Origin of the sequence: Pedobacter immunditicola (assembly GCF_037482985.1) — a bacterium.
Taxonomy (GTDB): Bacteria; Bacteroidota; Bacteroidia; order Sphingobacteriales; family Sphingobacteriaceae; genus Pedobacter; species Pedobacter immunditicola.
In genome coordinates, this window is the sequence record NZ_JBBHKC010000001.1 from 248,215 (window position 1) to 268,866 (window position 20,652).

A 20,652-nucleotide genomic window follows, 5' to 3' on the forward strand; every position below is an offset into this window, starting at 1 on the left:
AAATTTTTTTTATTGCTACGATATGGTTAATTATTGAGATGTTTCGATTAAATCTGGTAACTTCAAATCAGTAATTTTGTTTACTAACGGTTAGAAATTATACCCTGGTGTGGATGGGTATTCTCCGTTAACGACAAATGGGCTGCAATATACCTTAAAGACCTAATGACATGAGAAATTTTAGAAACAAATTTTACTTTTTAATGCTGCTGATGTGTTTCACCTCTTTTCTGGGGCAGGCAGCCAGGAAACCTGAACAGGCAGATGTGATTATTTACGGAGGCACCTCTGCAGCGATAACTGCTGCAGTTCAAAGCAGCAGGTTAGGTAAATCTGTGATTGTGGTTTCCCCCGATACACACCTGGGGGGCCTGTCTTCTTCTGGATTGGGCTTTACCGATACAGGAAATAAGGAAGTGATTGGTGGTTTGGCCCGTGAGTTTTACCACAGGGTATACCTGAATTACCAGGACTCACAGTCTTGGAAATGGCAAAAGAAAGAAGCTTATGGCAACCAGGGACAAGGCACGCCTGCAATTGACGGTGCAGATAGAACCATGTGGATTTTTGAACCTCATGTGGCAGAGAAGATCATGGAGGAATTCGTTAAAGAACATCATATCAAGGTGTTTCGAAACGAGTGGCTGGACAGGGAAAAAGGGGTAGTTATGAAGGATGGTAAAATCATCAGCATCACCACCTTGAACGGGAAAAAGTTTTCAGGTAAAATGTTTATTGACGCCACTTATGAAGGTGATTTGATGGCTGCATCGAAAGTAAGCTACCATGTAGGCAGAGAGGCTAATCGCACCTATGCTGAGGAATGGAACGGGGTGCAGGCTTTGGTGTTCCAACATGGTCACCATTTTAAAAAACCTGTTGATCCCTATAAAATTCCGGGCGACAAAAACAGCGGATTACTTGCTGGCATATCTGCTGAACCAATTGCTAAAAATGGTGAGGGTGATCATAAGCTTCAGGCTTATTGTTATCGGATGTGCCTGACTAATGTGGAGGCTAACAGAATCGCTTTTCCTAAGCCGGAGCGTTATAACCCGATGGATTATGAACTCTTGGTGAGGGTATTTGACAGTGGCTGGAATGAGCTTTTTGACAAGTATGATCCTTTGCCGAATGGCAAAACGGATACCAATAACCATGGCCCCTTCAGCACAGATTACATTGGGATGAATTATAAATATCCGGAAGCTTCTTATGAAGAGAGAAGGGTGATTGTGAAAAATCATGAAAATTACCAGAAGGGACTGATGTATTTTATGTCTACGGATCCCAGAATACCCAAGCAATTTCAAGAACAACTGAATACCTGGGGACTGGCAAAAGATGAATTTAAGGATAATGGGAACTGGCCTTATCAGATTTATGTGAGGGAAGCCAGAAGAATGGTTAGCAACTATGTGATGACTGAACACGAGGTTCTTGGGAAAAGGGAAGTGCCGAAATCCGTTGGTATGGGCTCCTATGCGCTGGACTCTCATAATACCCAGCGTTACGTAACGCCGGAGGGATTTGTTCAAAATGAAGGTGATATCGGGGTAAAGGCACCGACGCCTTACGCGATTTCCTATGATGCCATCGTACCAAAAGAAGCTGAATGCAAAAACCTGCTTGTTCCAATTTGCTTGTCCTCATCTCATATCGCTTATGGATCAGTAAGAATGGAACCTGTATTTATGATATTGGGAGAGTCGGCTGCAACAGCAGCAGCGCTTGCAATAGATGGCAATGTATCCGTACAACAGGTCGATTACGATCAATTAAAACAGCTTCTATTAAAACAGAAACAAAGGCTAACGCTTAACCCAAATAAGTAGTCCCTCAATACGATTATTTTAGCTAAGATTTATTTCGAAAAAGCATTATAAATTACGATAATGCTTTTTCGAATTTAAAACCTGACCAAATGACTCCGTACGAATTACCTGTTCCTATCGCGTTGCGATGTATATTTAACTTGTTTTTCCTTCAATTTTTTTGTGCAGGGCTTCTTTACGGTCAGAAAGACAGCCGGGCTGTAATTTCCGCTGATTTTGCAGATCCTACAGTCATCAAAGCTCAAGGTAAATTTTATGCAACAGGCACATCTTCAGAATGGGCTCCTCATTTCCCTATTTATGCTTCAACAGATCTACTAAATTGGGCGCAGACAGGTTATATATTTGATCAAACGCCCACCTGGACATCGGGTTCTTTCTGGGCTCCTGAATACTTTTTTCATCATGGTACGTATTTTTTATACTATACCGCCAGAAGAAAAAGCGACAATATCTCTTGCATCGGGGTGGCAACATCTCCATACCCAGATCGGGGATTTATGGACAAGGGAATCATCGTTGAGCATGGCAAAGAAGCTATTGATGCATTCGTATTCAATGATAATGGACAGCTTTATATGACTTATAAGGCTTATGGTCTTGATGACAGGCCTATCGAAATTTTAGGGAGCAAGCTTTCTTCAGATGGTCTTCAACTGGAAGGCGAAGTCTTCTCTTTATTAAAGGATAACCAGGGAAATGGTATTGAAGGGCAGAGTTTTCTTAAAAAAGGTGGCTATTATTATATGTTCTATTCAGCAGGTGGCTGCTGTGGGTTGAAGTGTAGTTATAACGTCCGGGTGGCAAGATCAAAGAATTTTAAGGGACCATATGTGGATTTTGATGGAAATCCAATTCTTAAGGAAAATGCGGCATGGGATTGTGCCGGTCACGGTACCTTTGTTGCAGGTACTGATGGTAAAAACTATTACCTGTACCACGCCTATAACAAAAAATCAAATGTTTTTGTTGGCAGACAGGGGATGCTGGCAGAATTGAAGTGGTCGGGTAAAGAAGGATGGCCAACCTTAACGGAATACTCCGGTCCTGAACAAAAAACGGATATCAAGGATGATTTTAATACGAAATCATTGCAGAAATACTGGCAATGGGATTTTCGTCATGCTGATCCCCGAATTAAACAGCTCCACGGTAGATTATATCTTTCGGGAAAGATTAACGCCAATAACAGGACAGGCCTTGTGCTGGCTGTGCGGCCGGCAACAAATCTATTTGAGGCAAAGGTAACCGTAACTAACACCAATAGCGGATTAAAAGGATTAGCTTATTACGGTGACGCAAATGCAGCTTTGGGGATAGGGGTGGCCGGTGATTCTGTGGTTTTATGGATCGTAAAGGACAATATGAAGAGCAATCTTGCTTCTGCCAAAATCAAGTCGGGGCAAATGGTTGATCTTAAGATCAGCCTGTTAGCGGATCTTAGCTGTGAGGTAGCTTACAAGCAGGAAAATGGCGATTGGAAAAGTCTGGTTCCAAAAGAGAAAATATTGGCGGTATTTCTTCCGCAATGGGATAGAAGTCCGCGTATCGGACTTCATTATAACGGTCCTGAAGGAGCGCATGCGGAATTTTCATCCTTTCGACTTACCCATTATTAGGGTTAAAATAAGATGCTGAACTACATTCAGCATGACGTACCTATTTAATTTTCTTCTCCACTTCGTCACGATAATTTCTTCCAATCGGTATCTGATAGTTACCGATGATGATCCTGTTGCGTTCAATTCTCTTAATTTCTTTATTGGACACCAGGAAGGATTTATGTACCCTGACAAATAATGACGACGGAAACATTTCTTGAACCATCTTTACAGAGCCCTTGATCACAATTCTTTCCTGTGGCGTATGAATGATGGCGTAATCTTTTAAACCCTGGATATGTGTAACCTGGTCAAAATATAGTTTAATCCTTTTTACGCCGCTTTTTACAAAGATGAATTCCGGAGCAAGCTCAGCAGGATCAAGCTGAGTTTCTTGTGTCTTGAGGGAAAGGAAGTCCCTGGCCTTTTCCATAGCGGCTGAAAATCGTAGAAAAGAGATCGGCTTTAATAAAAAATCAATTACCCCCAGCTCAAATCCTTCAAAGGCATAGTTACGGTAGGCGGTTGTAAAAATAGTGAGGGGCGGGTCTGAGAGCTGTTTTAAGAATTCAATGCCGGTCATTTCCGGCATTTCTATGTCGAGCAGCAGTAAGTCGGCCGGCTGCTGTTCCAAATGGCGAAGCGCAGCTCTTGCATCGCTAAACAAGGATATGGAATGTACATCATCTAATCTTTTTATATAGCCGTCCATTACTTCCAGCGCAAGGGGCTCATCGTCTACAACAACAAATCTTAGCATCGTCTTCATATGTTAATTACAGTTCAATTACTAGTTTAGCCAGAAAAGTGTTTTTTCGATCTTCAAGCTCAAGATGATGTCTGTCTGGATAGAGCAATTGCAGACGTTTTCGTAAATTGCTAAGTCCTATTCCACCTTTATACATACCAATCACTGCGGATGGTTTCGTATTTTCTATAATGACCGTCAAGGTCGATCTTTCCAACCCAATGTCCACGTTCAGCCAACTGTGACCAGGTTGTTTGCTCAATCCATGTTTAAATGCATTTTCTATAAGAGGCAGCAATAGAAACGGTGCAATTTCATGGCCGTTCAGCCCTGTCTTAATATTCAATTTAATAGCCGCCTCACCGTTAAACCGGAGCCGCTCCAGTTCGATGTAATTATGTAGGTAGGTCACTTCTTTCTCCAATAAGACTTTTTCATCGGTACTATCATACAACATATATTCCATCATATCCGAAAGTTTGAGGACGACATCCGGTGCAAGCTCCGATTTTTTAAGCGTCAGAGCATACAGGTTATTTAAGATATTAAAGAGGAAATGCGGGTTTACCTGGGCACGAAGAAAATTAACCTCGGCATTTAGTTTTTCTACCGTAATTCGCTGAATGGTGAGCTGCTGCTCATACCAGTCTAAGCTCAATTTAAGGGCGAGCATTAGAGCGAGATACCATAAGGTGCTAAAAAAGTTAAAGGATAATGATTCCATTAAATCGCTGTTACGCATTGGGCCAACCACATACCCATATAGGTAATAGTCAAACAAGCTTTGGACAGTCAGATACCCCATCACCGAAAGGATGACTGCAGTAAAATAGGCAAGGTATCTTTTTCTCAAAAGGTATTGAGGTAAATAGTACTGGAGATTAAGGTAAGCGATCACGATGAGCAGCGCAATTCGAACGGTTACACAAGCTACAAAATAAGGCATACTCGCTTTTTGTATGAGGTATTTCTTCTCGTAAATGAAGAAACCTGTAATCAGCAGCCAATAAAGGCTATGAATTAAGGCGTATTTCACTGAAACGCTGCGATTTGAAAACGGTAGCCTAAGCGATTTGTCCAGAATGTCCATTTTTCACCGGTATATGATGATGGTTCAATCAATTAAAATGTCTTATTAGTACGCATTGTAATAATCACTGTAAAAGAAAGTAAAAGCATTAAAATCAGGAAATTATATCGACAAACGGCACAAATAGTAGATGAATATAATGATAAAAAACTGACGTCTATTATTCCGGTTGTTGGTCTACTATTTTTCTGCTTCATTTCTGAATAGCTTAATTTTGAGATGTAAGATTGTATGGATCGTAGATCCACCCTAGATCGAATACAAGCTAAGCTAAGCTTAGCTTTAACCATCATTTATTGGTCATGATAGCTTAACCAACATTAAAAAACAAAATATAATCCCATGAAAAAAACTAAATTAAATCAGTCGTTTATCAAGGTGTTTACGCTGATTACCCTATGCTTCACTGCATTTAGTTTCACCACCAAATTTGGATTGGATAGTTACGAGATCTATCTCAATAACACGCTGATCATGAAGCAGACGGTTGACAAACCTCTAAGTTTAAGAATGCTGCAACTGGATAAGGCAAAGGAAAACGACCAGTTGCGCATCAAGTATACACATTGTTCGCATAATGGAGTCGGTACAGACCGTAGTATCGTCCTAAAAGATGAGAAGGGAAATAGCTTGAAGAAATGGGTGTTTGCTAATGCTACCGGCTCGGATTTCAAGATGACCATAGCCGTAAAGGAACTGTTGCAATTGCAAAAAAAACATGGGGATGATGAACTTATGCTTGTATATAGCGCAAGGGAACTTCCTAAGGGTGAGGTTCTGGCGGTTATTCGTCACAAATAAATGGTGCAAAATTTCTGCGCCTTAAAAACGAGGTTGTATCATCAAGAGGTTTGTCATGCTGAATTAGTTCAGCACCAAAATCAATCTTACGATATAACCTCGTTTGTGTTATTACACGCCTACATTTCGGATGAACTTTATTTCTTATTCAGGTACATAATATGCAACTCATCGGTTAGCCCCGCTTTCTTCCCCTGTGCCGCCAATTCAGGTAGGGCAAAAAAAGCTTTGGCTTTTTCAACAGTTGCCCATTCGCTGATGACACAAACTGTATTTGGGTCATCTGCCAAGGTGCTGACCTCAAAAGTGAGTTCGCCCGCATCCCGACGGACACGCCTGAAAGCATCGAAACTAGTTTTCCATTTATCAAAATCGGCTATTTTGGTGTAGGCAAAAACTTTTACTAAACCACCCAGTTTTACCTCGGCCAATTTCCACTGGCCATTTTCGTTCACCAGTTTATTGTCATAACTACCGCTAAGGGAAACTTTGTCGCCTTTTAAAGAAGTACCATATACTTGATAAGTACCTGTGACAATCATACTTTTATCAAACTGAGGCAGTACATTTGACAATTTCAAGGTCAGCGCGGCATTAGCATTTTTAAAGTTTTCGGCATAATCGTTTGCTATATTTTCAGCGCCTTTCGTGGTTTTTCCATCGGCCATCATTCTTGTTCCATCGGCAGTAAACAGTGCCTGAATGGCCGACGCATCTTCTTTATTGTACGCATCCTGAAAGTTTTGAACAAAGGTCCTCACATCTTTAAAAACCTGCTCCATGGCAAAGACAGTTTTTACCTGCGTAAACCTCCATTTTCCGCCATCCTTCATGATCACATTTTCAAAAGTGCCGATAGTAGGATTTAGTTTTGTATTTGATTTCCGGTCAAAATCATAACCATCAAATGAGCCTGTTATCTTTACTTTACCATCACTAAGTTTTTCTGTATTGGTTACTTTTAAGGTGAGGTAAGTGCCGGCGGCCTCCCCAAAATCACGAATGTAATCTTTTTCAAAATAGCTTTTAGGCACTTTTTCCGTTGTGCCATCACTGTTCACCAAGGTGATTTCGTTGGCATACATTTCCATCAGGGCAGCTAAATCGCCCTTGTTGTAATTGTCCTGATATGATTTAGTGAATGCCAGGGCGTCTTTATCCAACTTTTGTGCAGTTGCGTTGCTTATAATTGCTGTTACAAGCAACAGTACCAACAGGAGGTACTTTTGTGTTGTTGTTTTCATCGGTATATAGTTTGTTAATTATAGTAATGAAGCTGTCATAAGCTTCTATACATTCCGCCTCCTCCGCAATTCTATAGGATAGTATGCAATTGGTAAGTTCAGGATCGGGGTAATAAGTAACAGGGACTGACATTTGACTTCTAATTCAATAGGCGGTCGTATGTTTCATTAACAATAATCTTCTGGATTTGTTGAAATTATAGCAGCAAATGTTGTTCCTGAGTGCTTTATAAAATAAGTATCACGATTCCAGTTAATAAAAATCACTTCATAGAAAGTATCTTAATTATGAAGTCAACATTACACATTAAGCAAGAACAGGGCACCTTCTTTCCAGAAGCTGCCCTGTTTCATTAACCGTTTTATGACTTAGATTGTTATTTCCAACCGCCTCCCAGCGCTTTGTATAAAGAAATCTGGTTAAGTACTTGTTGTTTTTTAGCTTCAACCTCATTGATTTCCGCATCCAAAACATTTCTTTGCGTAGTCAGGATATCTAGATATGTTACCCGGCCGGCTAAGAAAAGGTCATTCGCAGCTTTAACCGATGCATTCAGTGCCTTTACTTCATCAGAGATATGAATTCTTTTCTGCTCAATGAAGGTTCCTGATTTTATAGCATCCTGAACTTCCTGGTAAGCTTTCAAAACAATTTTTTCATACTCCTGGAAAGCAATGCCATAAGTTGCAGCATAACTTTGATACTCCGCACGGATCCGGTGCTTGTTAAAAATAGGTGCTGTAAGTCCTCCCAACAGACCATAGGCGACTGATGATGAGGTGTTAAATAATTTACCGGCATCAAAAGACTGCAAACCGATATAAGGAGCCAAAACAAGGGCTGGTAAAAATGCTGCTTTGGCCGATTTCACCTCTTTTTTAGATGCAATTAATTCTAGACCGGCCTGTCTGATATCCGGCCTTAAAGCCAGCATTTGTATCGGTGTGCCACTTGCTAAAGAATCAGCCGAAATGAATTGTTCCAAGCCATTTTCCTGGCGGACAACCGGGCTGTTGAATTTACTGGTCAAGAAATTAAGGTGATTCTCCAGGATACTGACCTGCTGTAAAACTTCCTGTTGTTTAGCCTTTGAATTAGACAATACGGCTTTAAACTGCTGCACGCCCAATTCTGTTGCTGCGCCGGCCATCTTCTGCACCTCAATAATTTTCAGGCTTTTCTGCTGCAAAGCGATGTTCCTGTTTAAAATTTCAAGCGCTTCATCGAGGGTCAGCAATTCAAAATAAGCAGCAGCTACATTGCTGATCAGTTCTGTTTGAACTAGTTTTTGTCCTTCATAAGAAGCCAGAAATTTGTTCAATGCAGCGTGTTTTTTATTCTTCAGTTTTCCCCACAGATCTATTTCCCAGGAAGTTCTGATGCCTACGAAATAATCGGGTAGGGGATCTGGCAGACGCTCATTGTCTTTCAGGTTTTCCGAGAAATTGGTGTCGTAGTTACCAATACCATCACTGGTATAGAAACCAAATTTGCGAAGACCGGCTTCCACGGCAAAATCCAGGTCAGGTAAAGCGGCACCCTTGCGCATCCTTAAATTCGCTTTGGCGATATTGATGCGGTGTAAAGTTTGCTTCATATCCGGGTTATTGGCCAATGCCGTATCGATTAAAGCGATCAGGTGCTCATCTTTAAAGAAATCTTTCCAATGTTGATTGGCCACGGTGTTGGTATCCAGACTTTGCTGATACGCCTCAGGAACTGCCTTGTGCTCATATTTAGGAAGGTCTTTTTTAGTAGAGCAACTGCTTAAGAATATACTGAAACCAACCAGGGCAATAACGATCAGTTCAACCGGTGTTTTTTTCTTGACCAGTGGTCCATCAGTATCAGGACCAGAATTCGCATCAGGCTCATCTTTTTTCCTCTTCATCATTGAGGAGAAAAGCACATACAATCCCGGGATAACGATCACACCCACGATTGTACCGATCACCATACCGCCGACAGCAGCTGTACCAATAGAACGGTTACCGATGGCACCTGCACCGCTGGCAAACATCAATGGAATTAAACCTGCGCCAAAAGCAAAAGAGGTCATTAAAATAGGACGTAAACGGGCTACTGAACCTTCAATGGCAGCCGGTAAAAAGCCCATGCCTTCTTTCTGTTTTAAAATGGCATATTCTACAATGAGGATGGCGTTTTTGGCGAGTAAACCAATGAGCATCACCAGGGCTACCTGTGCATAGATATTGTTCTCTAATCCGGCGACTTTCAAGAAAAGGAAGGCACCGAAAACACCAGAAGGCAACGAAAGCAATACGGGTAACGGTAGCAGGAAGCTTTCATATTGTGCAGCAAGGATCATATACACAAATACTAAACACAATATAAAGACGTACACCGCCTGGTTTCCTGATATTTTCTGTTCTCTGGTCATACCCGACCATTCAATTTCGTAGCCCGGCGGCAGGGTTTCCGCTACTTTTTCTACAGCTTCAATGGCCTGTCCACTGCTATAACCTGCTGCAGCTTCCCCATTTAACATGGCTGATGAATACATATTATAACGCGTAATTTGCTCCGGTCCATAGACACGTTCCATGGTAACGAAGGAAGAAAATGGCAGTATTTCCCCTTTGTCGTTCTTGATAAAGAGTTTTAACACATCCTCAGGTTTTTCCCTGTAATTTGGTCCGGCCTGCACCATCACTTTATACATTTGTCCGTAACGGATAAAATTGGTGGCATAATAACTTCCCATTAAAGTTTGCAGGGTGTTCATCGCATTCTCTACGCTGATCCCCTTTTTTGCCGCCTGATCATAATCTACATTGATCAGGTATTGCGGGAAGCTGACGTCAAATGAACTTGTCGCATTTTCAATTTCGGGGGTAGCCTTCAGGTCTGTCATGAATTTTTCCAGTACCAGGGCTGTTTTATTTAAATCATCCACACCGCTTTTGTCCAAAATCCGCATTTCAACTCCAGAAGAGTTACCGAAACCGGGAACCGTAGGTGGTGGAAAAAAATCAATCTCCGCATCCAAAATATGTGCCGTTGATTTTTTAAGTTCAGCAATGACATCCCATACCGATTCTTCACGGTCGCCCCAACCCACCAGGTTAATCATGCCCATTCCATAGGAAGCGCCGGAAACTTCATTCACCAAACTATAGCCTGCGAGGGTAGATACCGTCTCTACGGTACCCATTTTCCTGCTGATTTCATCAATTTCATTCAATACCGCTTCGGTACGGTCAACCGTAGCGCCGGGTGGCGTACTCACATTCACATAAATCATCCCCTGGTCTTCTGTGGGAATAAATCCGCCGGGTACCAGGCTTCCCATGCCCCAGGTAGCGATAAAGAAACCGATCAGCAAGCCAAAGGTTAAAACTCTTCTTCCTGCGATTCTGCCGATCAGGTTTTTATAGCCCGTAGCCGTTTTATTATAACCGGTATTAAAGCGGTTGAAAAATCTAGAAATCCATCCGTTGGCAGCAGGCTTATCATGCGGCGAGCGCAGGAGAAGAGCACATAGAGCTGGAGTTAAGGTTAATGCGTTGATACCGGAGATGATAATAGCTGAGGCCAGCGTTAAGGAGAACTGCCTGTAGAAAATACCAACCGGACCAGAAAGGAAGGCCACCGGCACAAAAACTGCGGACATTACCAGGGTGATGGCTACCACTGGCTTTCCCACTTCTTTCATGGCAGCAAGGGTAGCTTCCATGGGCTGCATGTGTTCTTCTTCCATTTTTGCATAAACCGCTTCTACCACCACAATGGCATTATCAACCACAATACCTATGGCGAGTACCAGGGCGAAAAGCGTCAGCAAATTGATGGAGAAACCGAGCATCTGCATAAAGAACAAGGCCCCGATCAAACATACGGGAACGGCCAGGGCAGGGATTAGCGTGGAACGGAAATCTTGTAAGAAGATATAAACCACGATAAACACCAAAATAAATGCCTCCAGTAAAGTAATCAACACACTGGAGATCGAGGCATCCAGGAAGCGGGAAACATCATATCCCATGGTATATTTCATGCCCGGTGGGAAAGAAGTCTCCTGCAACTCAGCCATGCGGTCTTTAATGTTCTGAATAACTTCCTGGGCATTTGAACCCGGCAACTGTTTCATCATGATGGAGGCAGAAGGCCTTCCATCGGTTTTAGAAACCATTTCATAATCCAGCGAGCCGAATTCTACATCAGCAATATCTTTGATACGGATGATGGAACCATCGGCATTTGCTCTGATTGGGATATTTTTGTATTCTTCTGCTTCAGTAAATTTACCAGGGTAACGCAATACATACTGCTGCATATTGATCGACTTATCAGAACCAATACCTGTTTGTCCGGGAGCAGCTTCAACGTTTTGTTTTCTCAATGCGGTAACCACATCATCACTGGAGATCTGATAGGCAGCCAGTCGGTCGGGTTTTAGCCATACCCGCATGGCATAATCTCTTAAACCCATGATCTGGGCAAAACCAACACCTTCAATACGTTTAAGTTCTTTCAGGATATTGATATCGGTGAAATTATAGATAAAACGTTCGTCAGCAGTTTGATCATCACTGTAGATGTTGAGGTACATCAACATACTGTTCACCTCTTTTTCGGTGGTCACACCGGCTTTGATCACCTCCTCAGGAAGTTCATCGAGCACGGTGGTTACCCTGTTTTGTACGTTTACAGCGGCAATGTCAGGGTCGGTGCCCACTTTAAAAAAGACCTGGATCAACGTTGTTCCGTTATTGGTGGAAACAGAACTCATATAGGTCATGCCTGCCACGCCATTAATGGCCCGTTCAAGGGGGATAGCCACAGCATTGGTACTTACTTCAGCATTTGCTCCCGTATAATTGGCGGTAACCACCACCGAAGGGGGAACAATGTCGGGAAATTGGGTGATGGGCAAGGTAAATAAGGCCAGTAAACCCAACAAGGTGATAAAGAGGGATATGACCAGCGATAAAACGGGTCTTTTTATGAATGTTTCAAACATAATTGTGCATAGTAATAGGAATGGAAACCCTATGGGGCTTCACAGCAAAAAATCTTGTTAGTAAAGGGATTAGTTTTTAGCCAGAACGGTTGTTTTTGGCATGCTGATGTCTTTAGGCACTACCGTTAAACCATCGCGCAGATTTTGACTGCCTTCAAAAACTACTTTGTCGTTCGTACTCAAACCATCAAGCACCGTATAGAAATGGCCAACACGTTGTCCGGCTTGGAAAGGGGTCGTTTTTATCGTGTTATCTTTTTGCAATACATACACATAGGTTCTGTCCTGGATCTCGAAAACAGATTTCTGGTGCACAGCCAGCAATTCACCGGTCTCTACGGGGACACTGATTTTACCAGAGGCACCATGTTTTAAGAAACCTTTAGGATTTGGGAATCTCGCTTTCAATGAAAGAGAGCCTGTATTTTGCGCAAATTCGCTTTCTGCAAACTGAGCATCGCCTTCATGAGGATAAAGTTCTCCATTCGCCAGGGTTAACTTTACCCGCTTTTTGAAGTTGTTTTTGTTAAAGGCAGAATCACTCACAATGGTTAAATATTCTTTTTCTGATATGCCGAAATAAACGTTAACCGAACTTAAATCAGATACAGAGGTCAGTAATGCGCCCTCTTCCAACAGGCTACCTGCTTTTAGCGGGATCCTGTCAATGCGACCGGCAAAAGGGGATCTGATTAAGGTATTGGAAAGCCTGGTTTTGGCATATTGCAAAACTGACCTTGCTTCAGCAACACGGGATTCCGCGGCTTTTAGCTTGGCTGCTGCCAGGTCCATATCTGTTTTAGAGACAATATTGCTATCCACAAGGATCTTTGTTCTTGCTTTTTCAAGCGCTACAGTTTTAGCATCAGCAATGGCATTATTTAATGCGGCTGTGGCTTTAGCGAAATCTGCTTTATACTCTTCATCGTTGATCTTAAATAAAACCTGTCCGGGTTTTACAGCTGCACCTTCTTCTACATATATTTTATCAAGGAATCCAGAAAGCCTGGTCCTCACTTCTACATTTTTCACCGCTTGTATGTCGGCTATATATTCATTATAAATTACCGTATCCAACTTTGTTACAGCGGTTACAGGAACAGTTCTTGGCTGTGTTTTTTCAGCGGTGTCTTGACTTTGAGCAGTACAGCCCACAAATGCGGCGGCAATAAAAAAAAGGGAATAAGCTAAATGGTTAACTTTCATGGTGATCTATAGATATAAATAAAACTAAAAGAAATGATGATTGATATATTTCGATAGGAGGAGGATCTGCCGAATAAACAGCAAAACCAGGCTGCTAAGCTATTTCAAGGCAAAGCAGCGCATCATAAAATAATACGTAAAAAGAAAAAAGAGACTTAGAACGGTTTAAACCGGAAAAGGAATGAATAGTAACCAGGTAAGCAGAAGCTTTTGGTTCTATAGAATGGGTGTGCTATGACTGGGGTACGGAGTATTCGTCGTGGTAGAAAAAAACAAAATAATATGGTAGCCGTAATGAGGTGACTGCCAGTTTGAAAACGACGATAATCTTCGTTTTGGATCTCAAGGTCTTCCGCTTCGTTAATCGGAAGGTCGAGCAGGTCATCAACAAAATATTCAACCAGGGAACCGCCATCTAACATCGTATATTTATTCACTGTATTAGTACCAGCTTCATAAACTATGATGTTAAGGTATGCAAATAGCCCCAGGAAATGGAATAATTTGATGAACATGCGGTGGCAAAGATAAAACTCTGTCTTTGGTATTATAAAGGGTAACGATTTTTTGACAGTAATCTTTCAAAATTGACAACTCACCTGGAGGGACTGGAATTTGTTAAAAAAAATGAGATGACAAGATGTAAATTAACTGAAAACTTCATCATATAATTTTTCCATTGCAGCAAATTCTTCATCTGTAATTTCTGCATAATTTTTTTTCCGACGGCTAGGAAATACCCCCTTATTTTGATGTATGAAAATTATTATTTCATTAAGCCTCTTATCTGGCATGTCGATAAGATTTTGCAACTCTCTTTTAAATTCATCATAGCGTTCGAGGAAAAATAGTTCTTTCGAAAGGTCATGCTTAATAGTTGAATGGATAGTATCTGCGAGATAAGTACTCTGCACAGTCAGGTCTGGGTAACGAAAATAGGATACAACATCACGAGTGTTAATAATATTTACTTCACCATTAGAACCGCGATTAAATTGAATTCGTTGCATCAATGGTTTGGAAAAATCTTCTAGCACTAAATCATAATCTTTAAGATTGTTGAGCATATGAGCAGATACAGGGATAATTAGTCCCTGATCTGCCAAGCCATCGCGAGTAAGCATATCATGTATCAAAAAACGATGTATTCTTCCATTACCGTCAAGAAAGGGGTGAATAAAAACAAATCCAAAAGCTATGATGGCTGCACGTACAACAGCCGGTTTTCCGATGGTTCTTGCTTCCACCGCTATTAAACCGTCCATAAGATCATTTACAATATCAGGTGGCGGACAGATATAATGATAAATTTCTTCCATCCTGAAATTGATCTGACCTATATAATTTTGGAAATTCCTATAACCTTTTTGTGCATAGCGTGGATCGACAATCGCATTTTGCAAGTTGGTCAGATTCTTTTCCGACAGCACTTCTGCAGCAGGCTGTTTTCCCGCTTGCAGTAGGATGGTAATAAATCTGTTCATGCGGTCAAGTGACGGGTTTTCACTCTCAATCTCGTAGGATGATTTGGTTTCCTTTCGATATAGGTATTGTGTTGCGCGATTGAATATTTCCAACGTATATCTCTCTTTGAGTTGTAGGATCTGTGCTTTGAGATCAGTATCTAGCCATTTTTCAAGCGCTTTTGTCTTACGTACGATTGGACAGAATTCAGGTCCACCTATTAAATTATCATTGATCCGCCAACGGCTATTACGTTTCGCTTTTCCAGTAATATATCGCTTACTATCTACAAGATCGATATAGTTTCCACCTGATTCAACTTTCAAATGAAGTTTTCTTCCAGTTAGCCATTCATATAAAAAACCCATTTTTCTACTGTAACGTCCATTAGGACGGGCAGAGATAAAAGAAGTCAGTTCATGCTCATCCGACAGATGAAATACCGCGGACAAAAAATCCAAACTGAGGTCATCATATTTCAGTGAGAATTCTATATGTGCGGGAACAGAATCTGCTGCTGGGGCATACTTGAAACCATAAGTCTCGTCGACGCTGCCATCAAAATTAACCTCAATTTTATTTTTTGTACCTATAAAGGAACGATGAGAAAGCCTGAAATAGGTTAGATCCAGATGTTGCCTCAGCCATTCGCTGCCTGCCGGTTGATTTGCCATACAATTGCAGTAAAATGTATTTTAATGTAGTAAAAGTAATAAAAACCGATCTATTATTAGTAAAACATATAAAATTATGCCGCTATCCCCAGGGACAAAGTAAAGACCTCATCAAATGGCTGCAAAAGATTCCCAATCCATATTTACATTTTGGTGATTTTGATTTTGCTGGTATCGGTATTTATTTGCATGAATATAAGCGCTTTCTCTTGGATCGTGCTCATTTCTTTATTCCAAGTCATCTCGAAACGCTGATTGCTAAGGTCGGGAGTAGAAGACTATATGACGTTCAAAAAATTAGTTTTAAATTTGATCAAACCACTGAACCGGCGCTTTTGAGAACTATTGAATTAATACATAAATACAAAAAAGGCCTGGAACAGGAGGCTTTAATTCTTTACCAGACAATTGATGATTTAGAATTTTATGAAGGGGTTAAACAAATTTAGGAGTTTAAACAAATAGGTGCTGATGCCCATGATGGCATCTCACCAATTAAAACACTACATTCTAATGACCATCTTTTCCTTAAAGATATTGATATACAGCAATATAGTGATGTAGGTCATTTTCTTTTATGCTTATGGTCATGGCAACTGAAGCATAGCCTTCGGATCTTTATGGCTCAATTAAAAGGCATGGAAACGATATATAAAATGGCAAGATTAAATACCAGGATTCATGAACAGGCTTTAACTGATCATGTAGGTCTTGCGGCGATGCGAGCGCTGGAGGAGGAACTGAACCGTTTGAGCAGTCTGTTTGTTAGGGCTAGTTTTGTTTTGGCGGAACAGGATTTTCAAAATCTTTCCCACCTGCAACAAAATCATTCAGCGCTAAAAATGGAAATGTCAACCTATTTCCAAAGATTAAAATCCTATACGATTGGCGGGATACAAATGTTTCCAAATCCGCAGGCAGAAATGAATCCGCAGCTGAAAAATGAATTACAGGAGTTGATTAGTCGCTTTCAGCAATTCAAAAACAAGCTGTTTACGCTAAAGAGTTCTACTCGTTTCCTTGGTTAAAGTACCGAAGGCAAGGTAAACCAAAATATACTGCCCGTCCCTAATTCGCTCTCAACGCCAATTTCACCCTGGTGCTTTTTAATGATTTCGCCACAAATGTAAAGTCCAAGGCCCAGGCCCGTATATTGACTTCCACTATTGTCCACCCGGTAATAACGGTCAAAAATGAAAGGTAATTTTTCAGACATGATACCCGGACCTTTGTCTATAACCGATACTTTGACCATCTCATTTACCTTATCAATGCTGATCAGGATTTCTGATTTACCAGCGTATTTTATAGCGTTATTAACAAAATTAATCACCACCTGCCCGATCCGGATGGGATCTGCATAAGCTTTGAGGTTTTTTTCTCCTTCTATCCTGATGTCTATTTTGCTTTCGGCAGCTATATTAAGGCAGCATTCTTCAATCATCTCCGCGAGTACAAACTGTTGCGGACTGATATGAAGTTGCCCCTCATTAGCCATGCTTGCATTTAACAAGTCCTCAATAAGGGTGTTCACTTTATCCAGACTTTTATTAGCCTGCTCAATGAGCTTCGGGAACATCGTGGAAGCAGGATTGTTCTTTATTCTATTTAAAAGCTGTAAGGAAGCCTTTAAAGTGGTAATGGGGGTTTTTAGCTCATGGCTCGCAATACTGATGAAGTCATCTTTCTGCTGCTGCAATATCCTGAGCTGCTGTATGTCTGTAGCCGTGCCTACCCAAAGTTGCATTTTTCCCAGTTCATCCATAATTGGCATCAAGCGGATCAGGTGCCAACGGTAAAGTCCGTCGCCACGTTTAGCCCGAATTTGGAATTCGCCGCCGCTACCAGTTCTAAGGATCACCCTGAACTGATAAAAACTTAACCTCAGGTCTTCAGGATGGATGACCTGGTTATAACCTCCTGATTTGGTTTGCTTTTCGTCTAACCCCGTATAGTCATACCATCGCTGGTTGTAGAAAACTACTTCTCCTTCAACTGTGTTCGTCCAGGCAATCTGGGGAATGGTTTCCATCATGTTCCGGAACCGGTTTTCGCTTTCTGCCAGTGCTTTCGTGCGTTTAACCACCCTTACTTCCAATTCCTGGTTCAGGTCAGAAAGTTCCCGGTTGATCAACTTCACCTTTTCTTCTTGACAAATCAGCAATTTGTTGGCCCTGCGAAGTTCAATCTCTTGCTTCTCCTTTTCTTTCCTTTTCTCCGTATCGTCAAGCGCCCTGTTTATTTTGGTAGATAGGGTAAATAATTTATCCTTGGATACATAATCCGTAACACCTTCCTTAATCAGCTCAACGGCATTTTCCTCCCCTATAGTGCCAGAAACAATGATAAAGGGAATATGTGGGTCTTTATTTTGTTTGATGCGAAAAGCACTGACAGCGTCAAATGAAGGAAGGGAATAATCAGATAATATTAGATCAGGATGAAAATTTTGAAGAGCGTGCTCATATTCGATCCGTGTCTGGACGAGTTGAGAAGTGAAATTCAATCCTGATTTCTTTAATTCCCGGCGAAGCAGGTCTGCATCACTTTCGTTATCTTCAAGAATAAGTATATTAAGATCTTGGGCCATTACTTTAAACTGGTGAATCCATTTTCAAACATGATGATGTCAAGCTATCTGAAGATGGTTATAAATTGCATGTTATTAATGTTGGGGTTGATTTAATTTGATCCAAAATAACCCGATCTCTTTAATGGCTTTAAAAAAATTGTCGCTATCTACAGGTTTGACAATATAGCTGTTTGCGCCAAGAGCGAAACACTTTTCTATATCAGGACTTTCATTTGATGACGTAAGCATCACCACAGGGATCGATTTAAAGTCCGGATCGGATTTCACTTTTTCCAGTACCTGTATCCCAGATACTTTTGGCATCTTTAAATCAAGTAAAATAAGTTTCGGGTGTTCTTTTAAGTTTCTTGAAGCATAGACCCCTTTGCAAAAGATGAAATCCAGTGCTTCCGCTCCATCAATGACATGATGAAGTTTGTTGGTAAGACCGCTTTTCGTTAGCGCCCTCATGGTGAGTAAAGCATCATCTGTACTATCTTCAACTAATAAAATCTCAACGTTATTGTAGTTCATGTGTTTTTAATTTACGGGTTTTGTCTTTGGCAGGCTGAAATAAAAGCAGGTTCCCTGGTTTAACTCAGACTCTGCCCATACTGTTCCTTTATGCCGGTGAACAATCTTTTGTACGATGGCTAAACCGATGCCTGTACCGTCAAATTCTTCCTGGGAATGGAGCCGCTGAAAAACGCCAAAAAGCTTATCATAGTATTGCATATCGAATCCGGCTCCAGCATCTTTTACATAATAAACAATAAGATCGTCTTGTTCATAAGCGCCGATTTCGACAGTCGTTTTAATTTTTTTTCTGGAGTATTTTATCGCATTGGAAATCAGATTGACCCATACTTGCTTAATTAAGGACTTATCGCCTTGTGCTGACGGCAGAATTTTCACATCAAATTCAGGTATATTCTCTCCATCCTCAAACAAGAGTTCTTCCCGGACCAATGTCACCAGCTCATTCATATCAATGGCTGAAACTGTTACCTGCTTTCTTCCCAATTTGGAAAAGGCCAGCAAGTCATCAATTAACTCGCCCATTTTTTTTGAATTCCGAATGATGGTATGAAGAACCTTTAAACCATCGGCGTCGAATTTTTCAGCATAATCTTCCTGCAATATTTTTGTATAGCCATTGATAGCCCTGATCGGGGCCCGTAAATCATGAGATACAGAATAAGAAAAGGATCCCAGTTCTTTGTTCACCGCTTCTAACTGTGCGGTGCGTTCAATTACTTTTTGCTCGAGTTCATCGTTTAATTTACGGATATCATCTTCCGCATGCTTAAGTTCCCTATTTGCAATAATGAGCTCTTCAGCTCTTTTTTCTTTTTCTTTATTTTGAAAAGCCAGTTCTATATTGGCAATAATGAGTTCTTCAGCTCTTTTTTCTTTTTCTTCGTTCTGGAAGATCAGTTCTTTGTTGGCTATAATGAGTTCTGCGGCGCGGTTTTCTTTCTCCTGGTGTTGAAAAGCCAGTTCTTTATAGGCAATAATTAATTCATCCGAATCGTTTTTTTTCATATCCCTTTACTAAAGGTGTTTTTTTTAATAGAATTGGATAATTAAGTAGCAATGAATGCTTTTTCATGGTGAGTTTCTAAAGCTACAATAATATTCCGGAATCTATGAAAAGCTGTGTATAAATCTTTTGGTCAACAATCACTAACTATTCATGGCAATGATAAACGCCGTAATTTTATCTTCCTTCACTACACAGGTACCAAGCACTTAATAACGTTTCAGAATGCCATTTAATCAGCTATTCCGTAAGTTTAATTGATTTAGAGGGCTAATTTTGTAAATTGCAACATTAGATTTTAATTTTTGATGTAATGAATACAAGGCTGATTCCTGTACTGTTGTTGATGTTGACCATTTCTTTGCAAAGCTGCGGATTGAACGAGCGTGAAAAAAAACTGAAAAAACGGCTAAAGGAAACGACCAGGAAAGAACAACAGTTATTGGCTTGGGAGCAGCGTTTGAAAATGAAAGAAGACAGTTTGGAGTTTGCGAAACAATCCCTGGATAGCACCAACAAAGGAACCGATACAGTATCCACCTACGATCCAGCGATTGTTGGTAAATGGAATGTTAAAATGAGCTGCATTGAAACCTCTTGTAGTGGATCGGCCATAGGAGATACCAAAACAGAGACATGGGCCATCAGTTATATGCAGAATACCGTAGTCGTTAATGCTTATTCGGGAACGGTACTGACCAGGGTCTACATTGGAACTTACAAAAATAAGGTGCTGCAGATCCTTGATGAGAAGCCAAATGCCGGTGCTTTAATCATTGCAAATCTGAACTTCACAAGTGAAGACAGGATGGATGGAAACAGAGAAGTAGTCCAGAATGATGACTGTAAAATAGTTTATGCATTGAATGCCAGAAAAGTAAAATAACAC

At 40.9% G+C, this 20,652-nt stretch carries 16 protein-coding genes; 6 read left to right on the top strand and 10 right to left on the bottom strand.

What is annotated here, in order from left to right; genetic code table 11:
* Positions 1–170: 170 nt before the first annotated feature.
* Both WG905_RS01040 and WG905_RS01045 read left to right on the top strand, forming a co-directional pair.
* Complete coding sequence (locus tag WG905_RS01040; RefSeq protein ID WP_339589828.1) at positions 171–1,835, top strand: FAD-dependent oxidoreductase; 1,665 nt, start codon at positions 171–173, stop codon at positions 1,833–1,835.
* Between the two features lie 89 nt (positions 1,836–1,924).
* Positions 1,925–3,454 carry a glycoside hydrolase family 43 protein gene (locus WG905_RS01045; RefSeq protein ID WP_339589829.1) on the top strand — a complete coding sequence of 510 codons (1,530 nt, stop codon included), beginning with the start codon at positions 1,925–1,927 and terminating at the stop codon, positions 3,452–3,454.
* Positions 3,455–3,494: 40 nt separating this feature from the next.
* Here the strand turns inward: WG905_RS01045 and WG905_RS01050 are convergent, their stop codons facing one another.
* Together WG905_RS01050 and WG905_RS01055 are read right to left on the bottom strand one after the other, a co-directional pair.
* Positions 3,495–4,205 carry a LytR/AlgR family response regulator transcription factor gene (locus tag WG905_RS01050; RefSeq protein WP_339589830.1) on the bottom strand — a complete coding sequence of 237 codons (711 nt, stop codon included), beginning with the start codon at positions 4,203–4,205 and terminating at the stop codon, positions 3,495–3,497.
* 7 nt (positions 4,206–4,212) lie between these two features.
* A complete protein-coding gene (locus WG905_RS01055; RefSeq protein WP_339589831.1) occupies positions 4,213–5,220 on the bottom strand; it encodes a sensor histidine kinase in 1,008 nt (335 codons plus the stop codon).
* 396 nt (positions 5,221–5,616) lie between these two features.
* Between WG905_RS01055 and WG905_RS01060 the strand changes: the two genes are divergently transcribed.
* Positions 5,617–6,075 carry a hypothetical protein gene (locus tag WG905_RS01060; protein WP_339589832.1) on the top strand — a complete coding sequence of 153 codons (459 nt, stop codon included), beginning with the start codon at positions 5,617–5,619 and terminating at the stop codon, positions 6,073–6,075.
* A gap of 137 nt (positions 6,076–6,212) precedes the next feature.
* Here the strand turns inward: WG905_RS01060 and WG905_RS01065 are convergent, their stop codons facing one another.
* The 5 genes from WG905_RS01065 to WG905_RS01085 form a co-directional block, all read right to left on the bottom strand.
* Positions 6,213–7,319 (bottom strand): DUF4440 domain-containing protein, encoded by a 1,107-nt coding sequence (locus tag WG905_RS01065; protein ID WP_339589833.1) that lies wholly within the window; start codon positions 7,317–7,319, stop codon positions 6,213–6,215.
* Between the two features lie 377 nt (positions 7,320–7,696).
* Positions 7,697–12,304: an efflux RND transporter permease subunit gene (locus WG905_RS01070; RefSeq protein WP_339589834.1), complete on the bottom strand. Its 4,608-nt coding sequence runs from the start codon at positions 12,302–12,304 to the stop codon at positions 7,697–7,699.
* A gap of 69 nt (positions 12,305–12,373) precedes the next feature.
* Positions 12,374–13,510 carry an efflux RND transporter periplasmic adaptor subunit gene (locus WG905_RS01075; protein WP_339589835.1) on the bottom strand — a complete coding sequence of 379 codons (1,137 nt, stop codon included), beginning with the start codon at positions 13,508–13,510 and terminating at the stop codon, positions 12,374–12,376.
* A gap of 155 nt (positions 13,511–13,665) precedes the next feature.
* Entirely contained in the window at positions 13,666–14,025 is a 360-nt protein-coding gene (locus WG905_RS01080) for a hypothetical protein (protein ID WP_339589836.1), read from the bottom strand.
* Positions 14,026–14,157: 132 nt separating this feature from the next.
* Positions 14,158–15,648, bottom strand: a complete 1,491-nt coding sequence (locus WG905_RS01085) for a Fic family protein (protein WP_339589837.1) — start codon at positions 15,646–15,648, stop codon at positions 14,158–14,160.
* A 14-nt stretch (positions 15,649–15,662) separates the two neighbouring features.
* On the opposite strand from WG905_RS01085, the gene WG905_RS01090 reads away from it, so the two are divergent.
* Positions 15,663–16,097, top strand: a complete 435-nt coding sequence (locus WG905_RS01090; RefSeq protein ID WP_339589838.1) for a hypothetical protein — start codon at positions 15,663–15,665, stop codon at positions 16,095–16,097.
* A gap of 189 nt (positions 16,098–16,286) precedes the next feature.
* On the top strand, positions 16,287–16,676 hold the full coding sequence (locus tag WG905_RS01095; protein WP_339589839.1) for a hypothetical protein: 390 nt from the start codon (positions 16,287–16,289) through the stop codon (positions 16,674–16,676).
* On the opposite strand, the gene WG905_RS01100 is transcribed toward WG905_RS01095, so the two are convergent.
* From WG905_RS01100 to WG905_RS01110, 3 genes are all read right to left on the bottom strand, one after another.
* Positions 16,673–18,238, bottom strand: coding sequence for an ATP-binding protein (locus WG905_RS01100; RefSeq protein WP_339589840.1), 1,566 nt, complete (start codon positions 18,236–18,238; stop codon positions 16,673–16,675). The two genes, WG905_RS01095 and WG905_RS01100, sit on opposite strands and share 4 nt — an antisense overlap.
* A 75-nt stretch (positions 18,239–18,313) precedes the next feature.
* Complete coding sequence (locus tag WG905_RS01105; protein WP_339589841.1) at positions 18,314–18,754, bottom strand: response regulator; 441 nt, start codon at positions 18,752–18,754, stop codon at positions 18,314–18,316.
* A gap of 6 nt (positions 18,755–18,760) precedes the next feature.
* Positions 18,761–19,765, bottom strand: a complete 1,005-nt coding sequence (locus tag WG905_RS01110; RefSeq protein ID WP_339589842.1) for a sensor histidine kinase — start codon at positions 19,763–19,765, stop codon at positions 18,761–18,763.
* 311 nt (positions 19,766–20,076) lie between these two features.
* On the opposite strand from WG905_RS01110, the gene WG905_RS01115 reads away from it, so the two are divergent.
* Positions 20,077–20,649, top strand: coding sequence for a hypothetical protein (locus WG905_RS01115; RefSeq protein ID WP_339589843.1), 573 nt, complete (start codon positions 20,077–20,079; stop codon positions 20,647–20,649).
* The last annotated feature ends 3 nt before the right edge of the window (positions 20,650–20,652 follow it).

Excerpts from the sequence above, each read along its gene's own strand:
- WG905_RS01080 (WP_339589836.1), bottom strand. The coding sequence starts at position 14,025 with ATGTTCATCAAATTATTCCATTTCCTGGGGCTATTTGCATACCTTAAC.
- WG905_RS01090 (WP_339589838.1), top strand. The coding sequence starts at position 15,663 with ATGTATTTTAATGTAGTAAAAGTAATAAAAACCGATCTATTATTAGTA.
- WG905_RS01065 (WP_339589833.1), bottom strand. The coding sequence starts at position 7,319 with ATGAAAACAACAACACAAAAGTACCTCCTGTTGGTACTGTTGCTTGTA.
- WG905_RS01075 (WP_339589835.1), bottom strand. The coding sequence starts at position 13,510 with ATGAAAGTTAACCATTTAGCTTATTCCCTTTTTTTTATTGCCGCCGCA.
- WG905_RS01095 (WP_339589839.1), top strand. The coding sequence starts at position 16,287 with ATGGAAACGATATATAAAATGGCAAGATTAAATACCAGGATTCATGAA.
- WG905_RS01050 (WP_339589830.1), bottom strand. The coding sequence starts at position 4,205 with ATGAAGACGATGCTAAGATTTGTTGTTGTAGACGATGAGCCCCTTGCG.
- WG905_RS01085 (WP_339589837.1), bottom strand. The coding sequence starts at position 15,648 with ATGGCAAATCAACCGGCAGGCAGCGAATGGCTGAGGCAACATCTGGAT.
- WG905_RS01045 (WP_339589829.1), top strand. The coding sequence starts at position 1,925 with ATGACTCCGTACGAATTACCTGTTCCTATCGCGTTGCGATGTATATTT.
- WG905_RS01060 (WP_339589832.1), top strand. The coding sequence starts at position 5,617 with ATGAAAAAAACTAAATTAAATCAGTCGTTTATCAAGGTGTTTACGCTG.
- WG905_RS01100 (WP_339589840.1), bottom strand. The coding sequence starts at position 18,238 with ATGGCCCAAGATCTTAATATACTTATTCTTGAAGATAACGAAAGTGAT.
- WG905_RS01110 (WP_339589842.1), bottom strand. The coding sequence starts at position 19,765 with ATGAAAAAAAACGATTCGGATGAATTAATTATTGCCTATAAAGAACTG.
- WG905_RS01040 (WP_339589828.1), top strand. The coding sequence starts at position 171 with ATGAGAAATTTTAGAAACAAATTTTACTTTTTAATGCTGCTGATGTGT.
- WG905_RS01115 (WP_339589843.1), top strand. The coding sequence starts at position 20,077 with ATGAATACAAGGCTGATTCCTGTACTGTTGTTGATGTTGACCATTTCT.
- WG905_RS01105 (WP_339589841.1), bottom strand. The coding sequence starts at position 18,754 with ATGAACTACAATAACGTTGAGATTTTATTAGTTGAAGATAGTACAGAT.
- WG905_RS01070 (WP_339589834.1), bottom strand. The coding sequence starts at position 12,304 with ATGTTTGAAACATTCATAAAAAGACCCGTTTTATCGCTGGTCATATCC.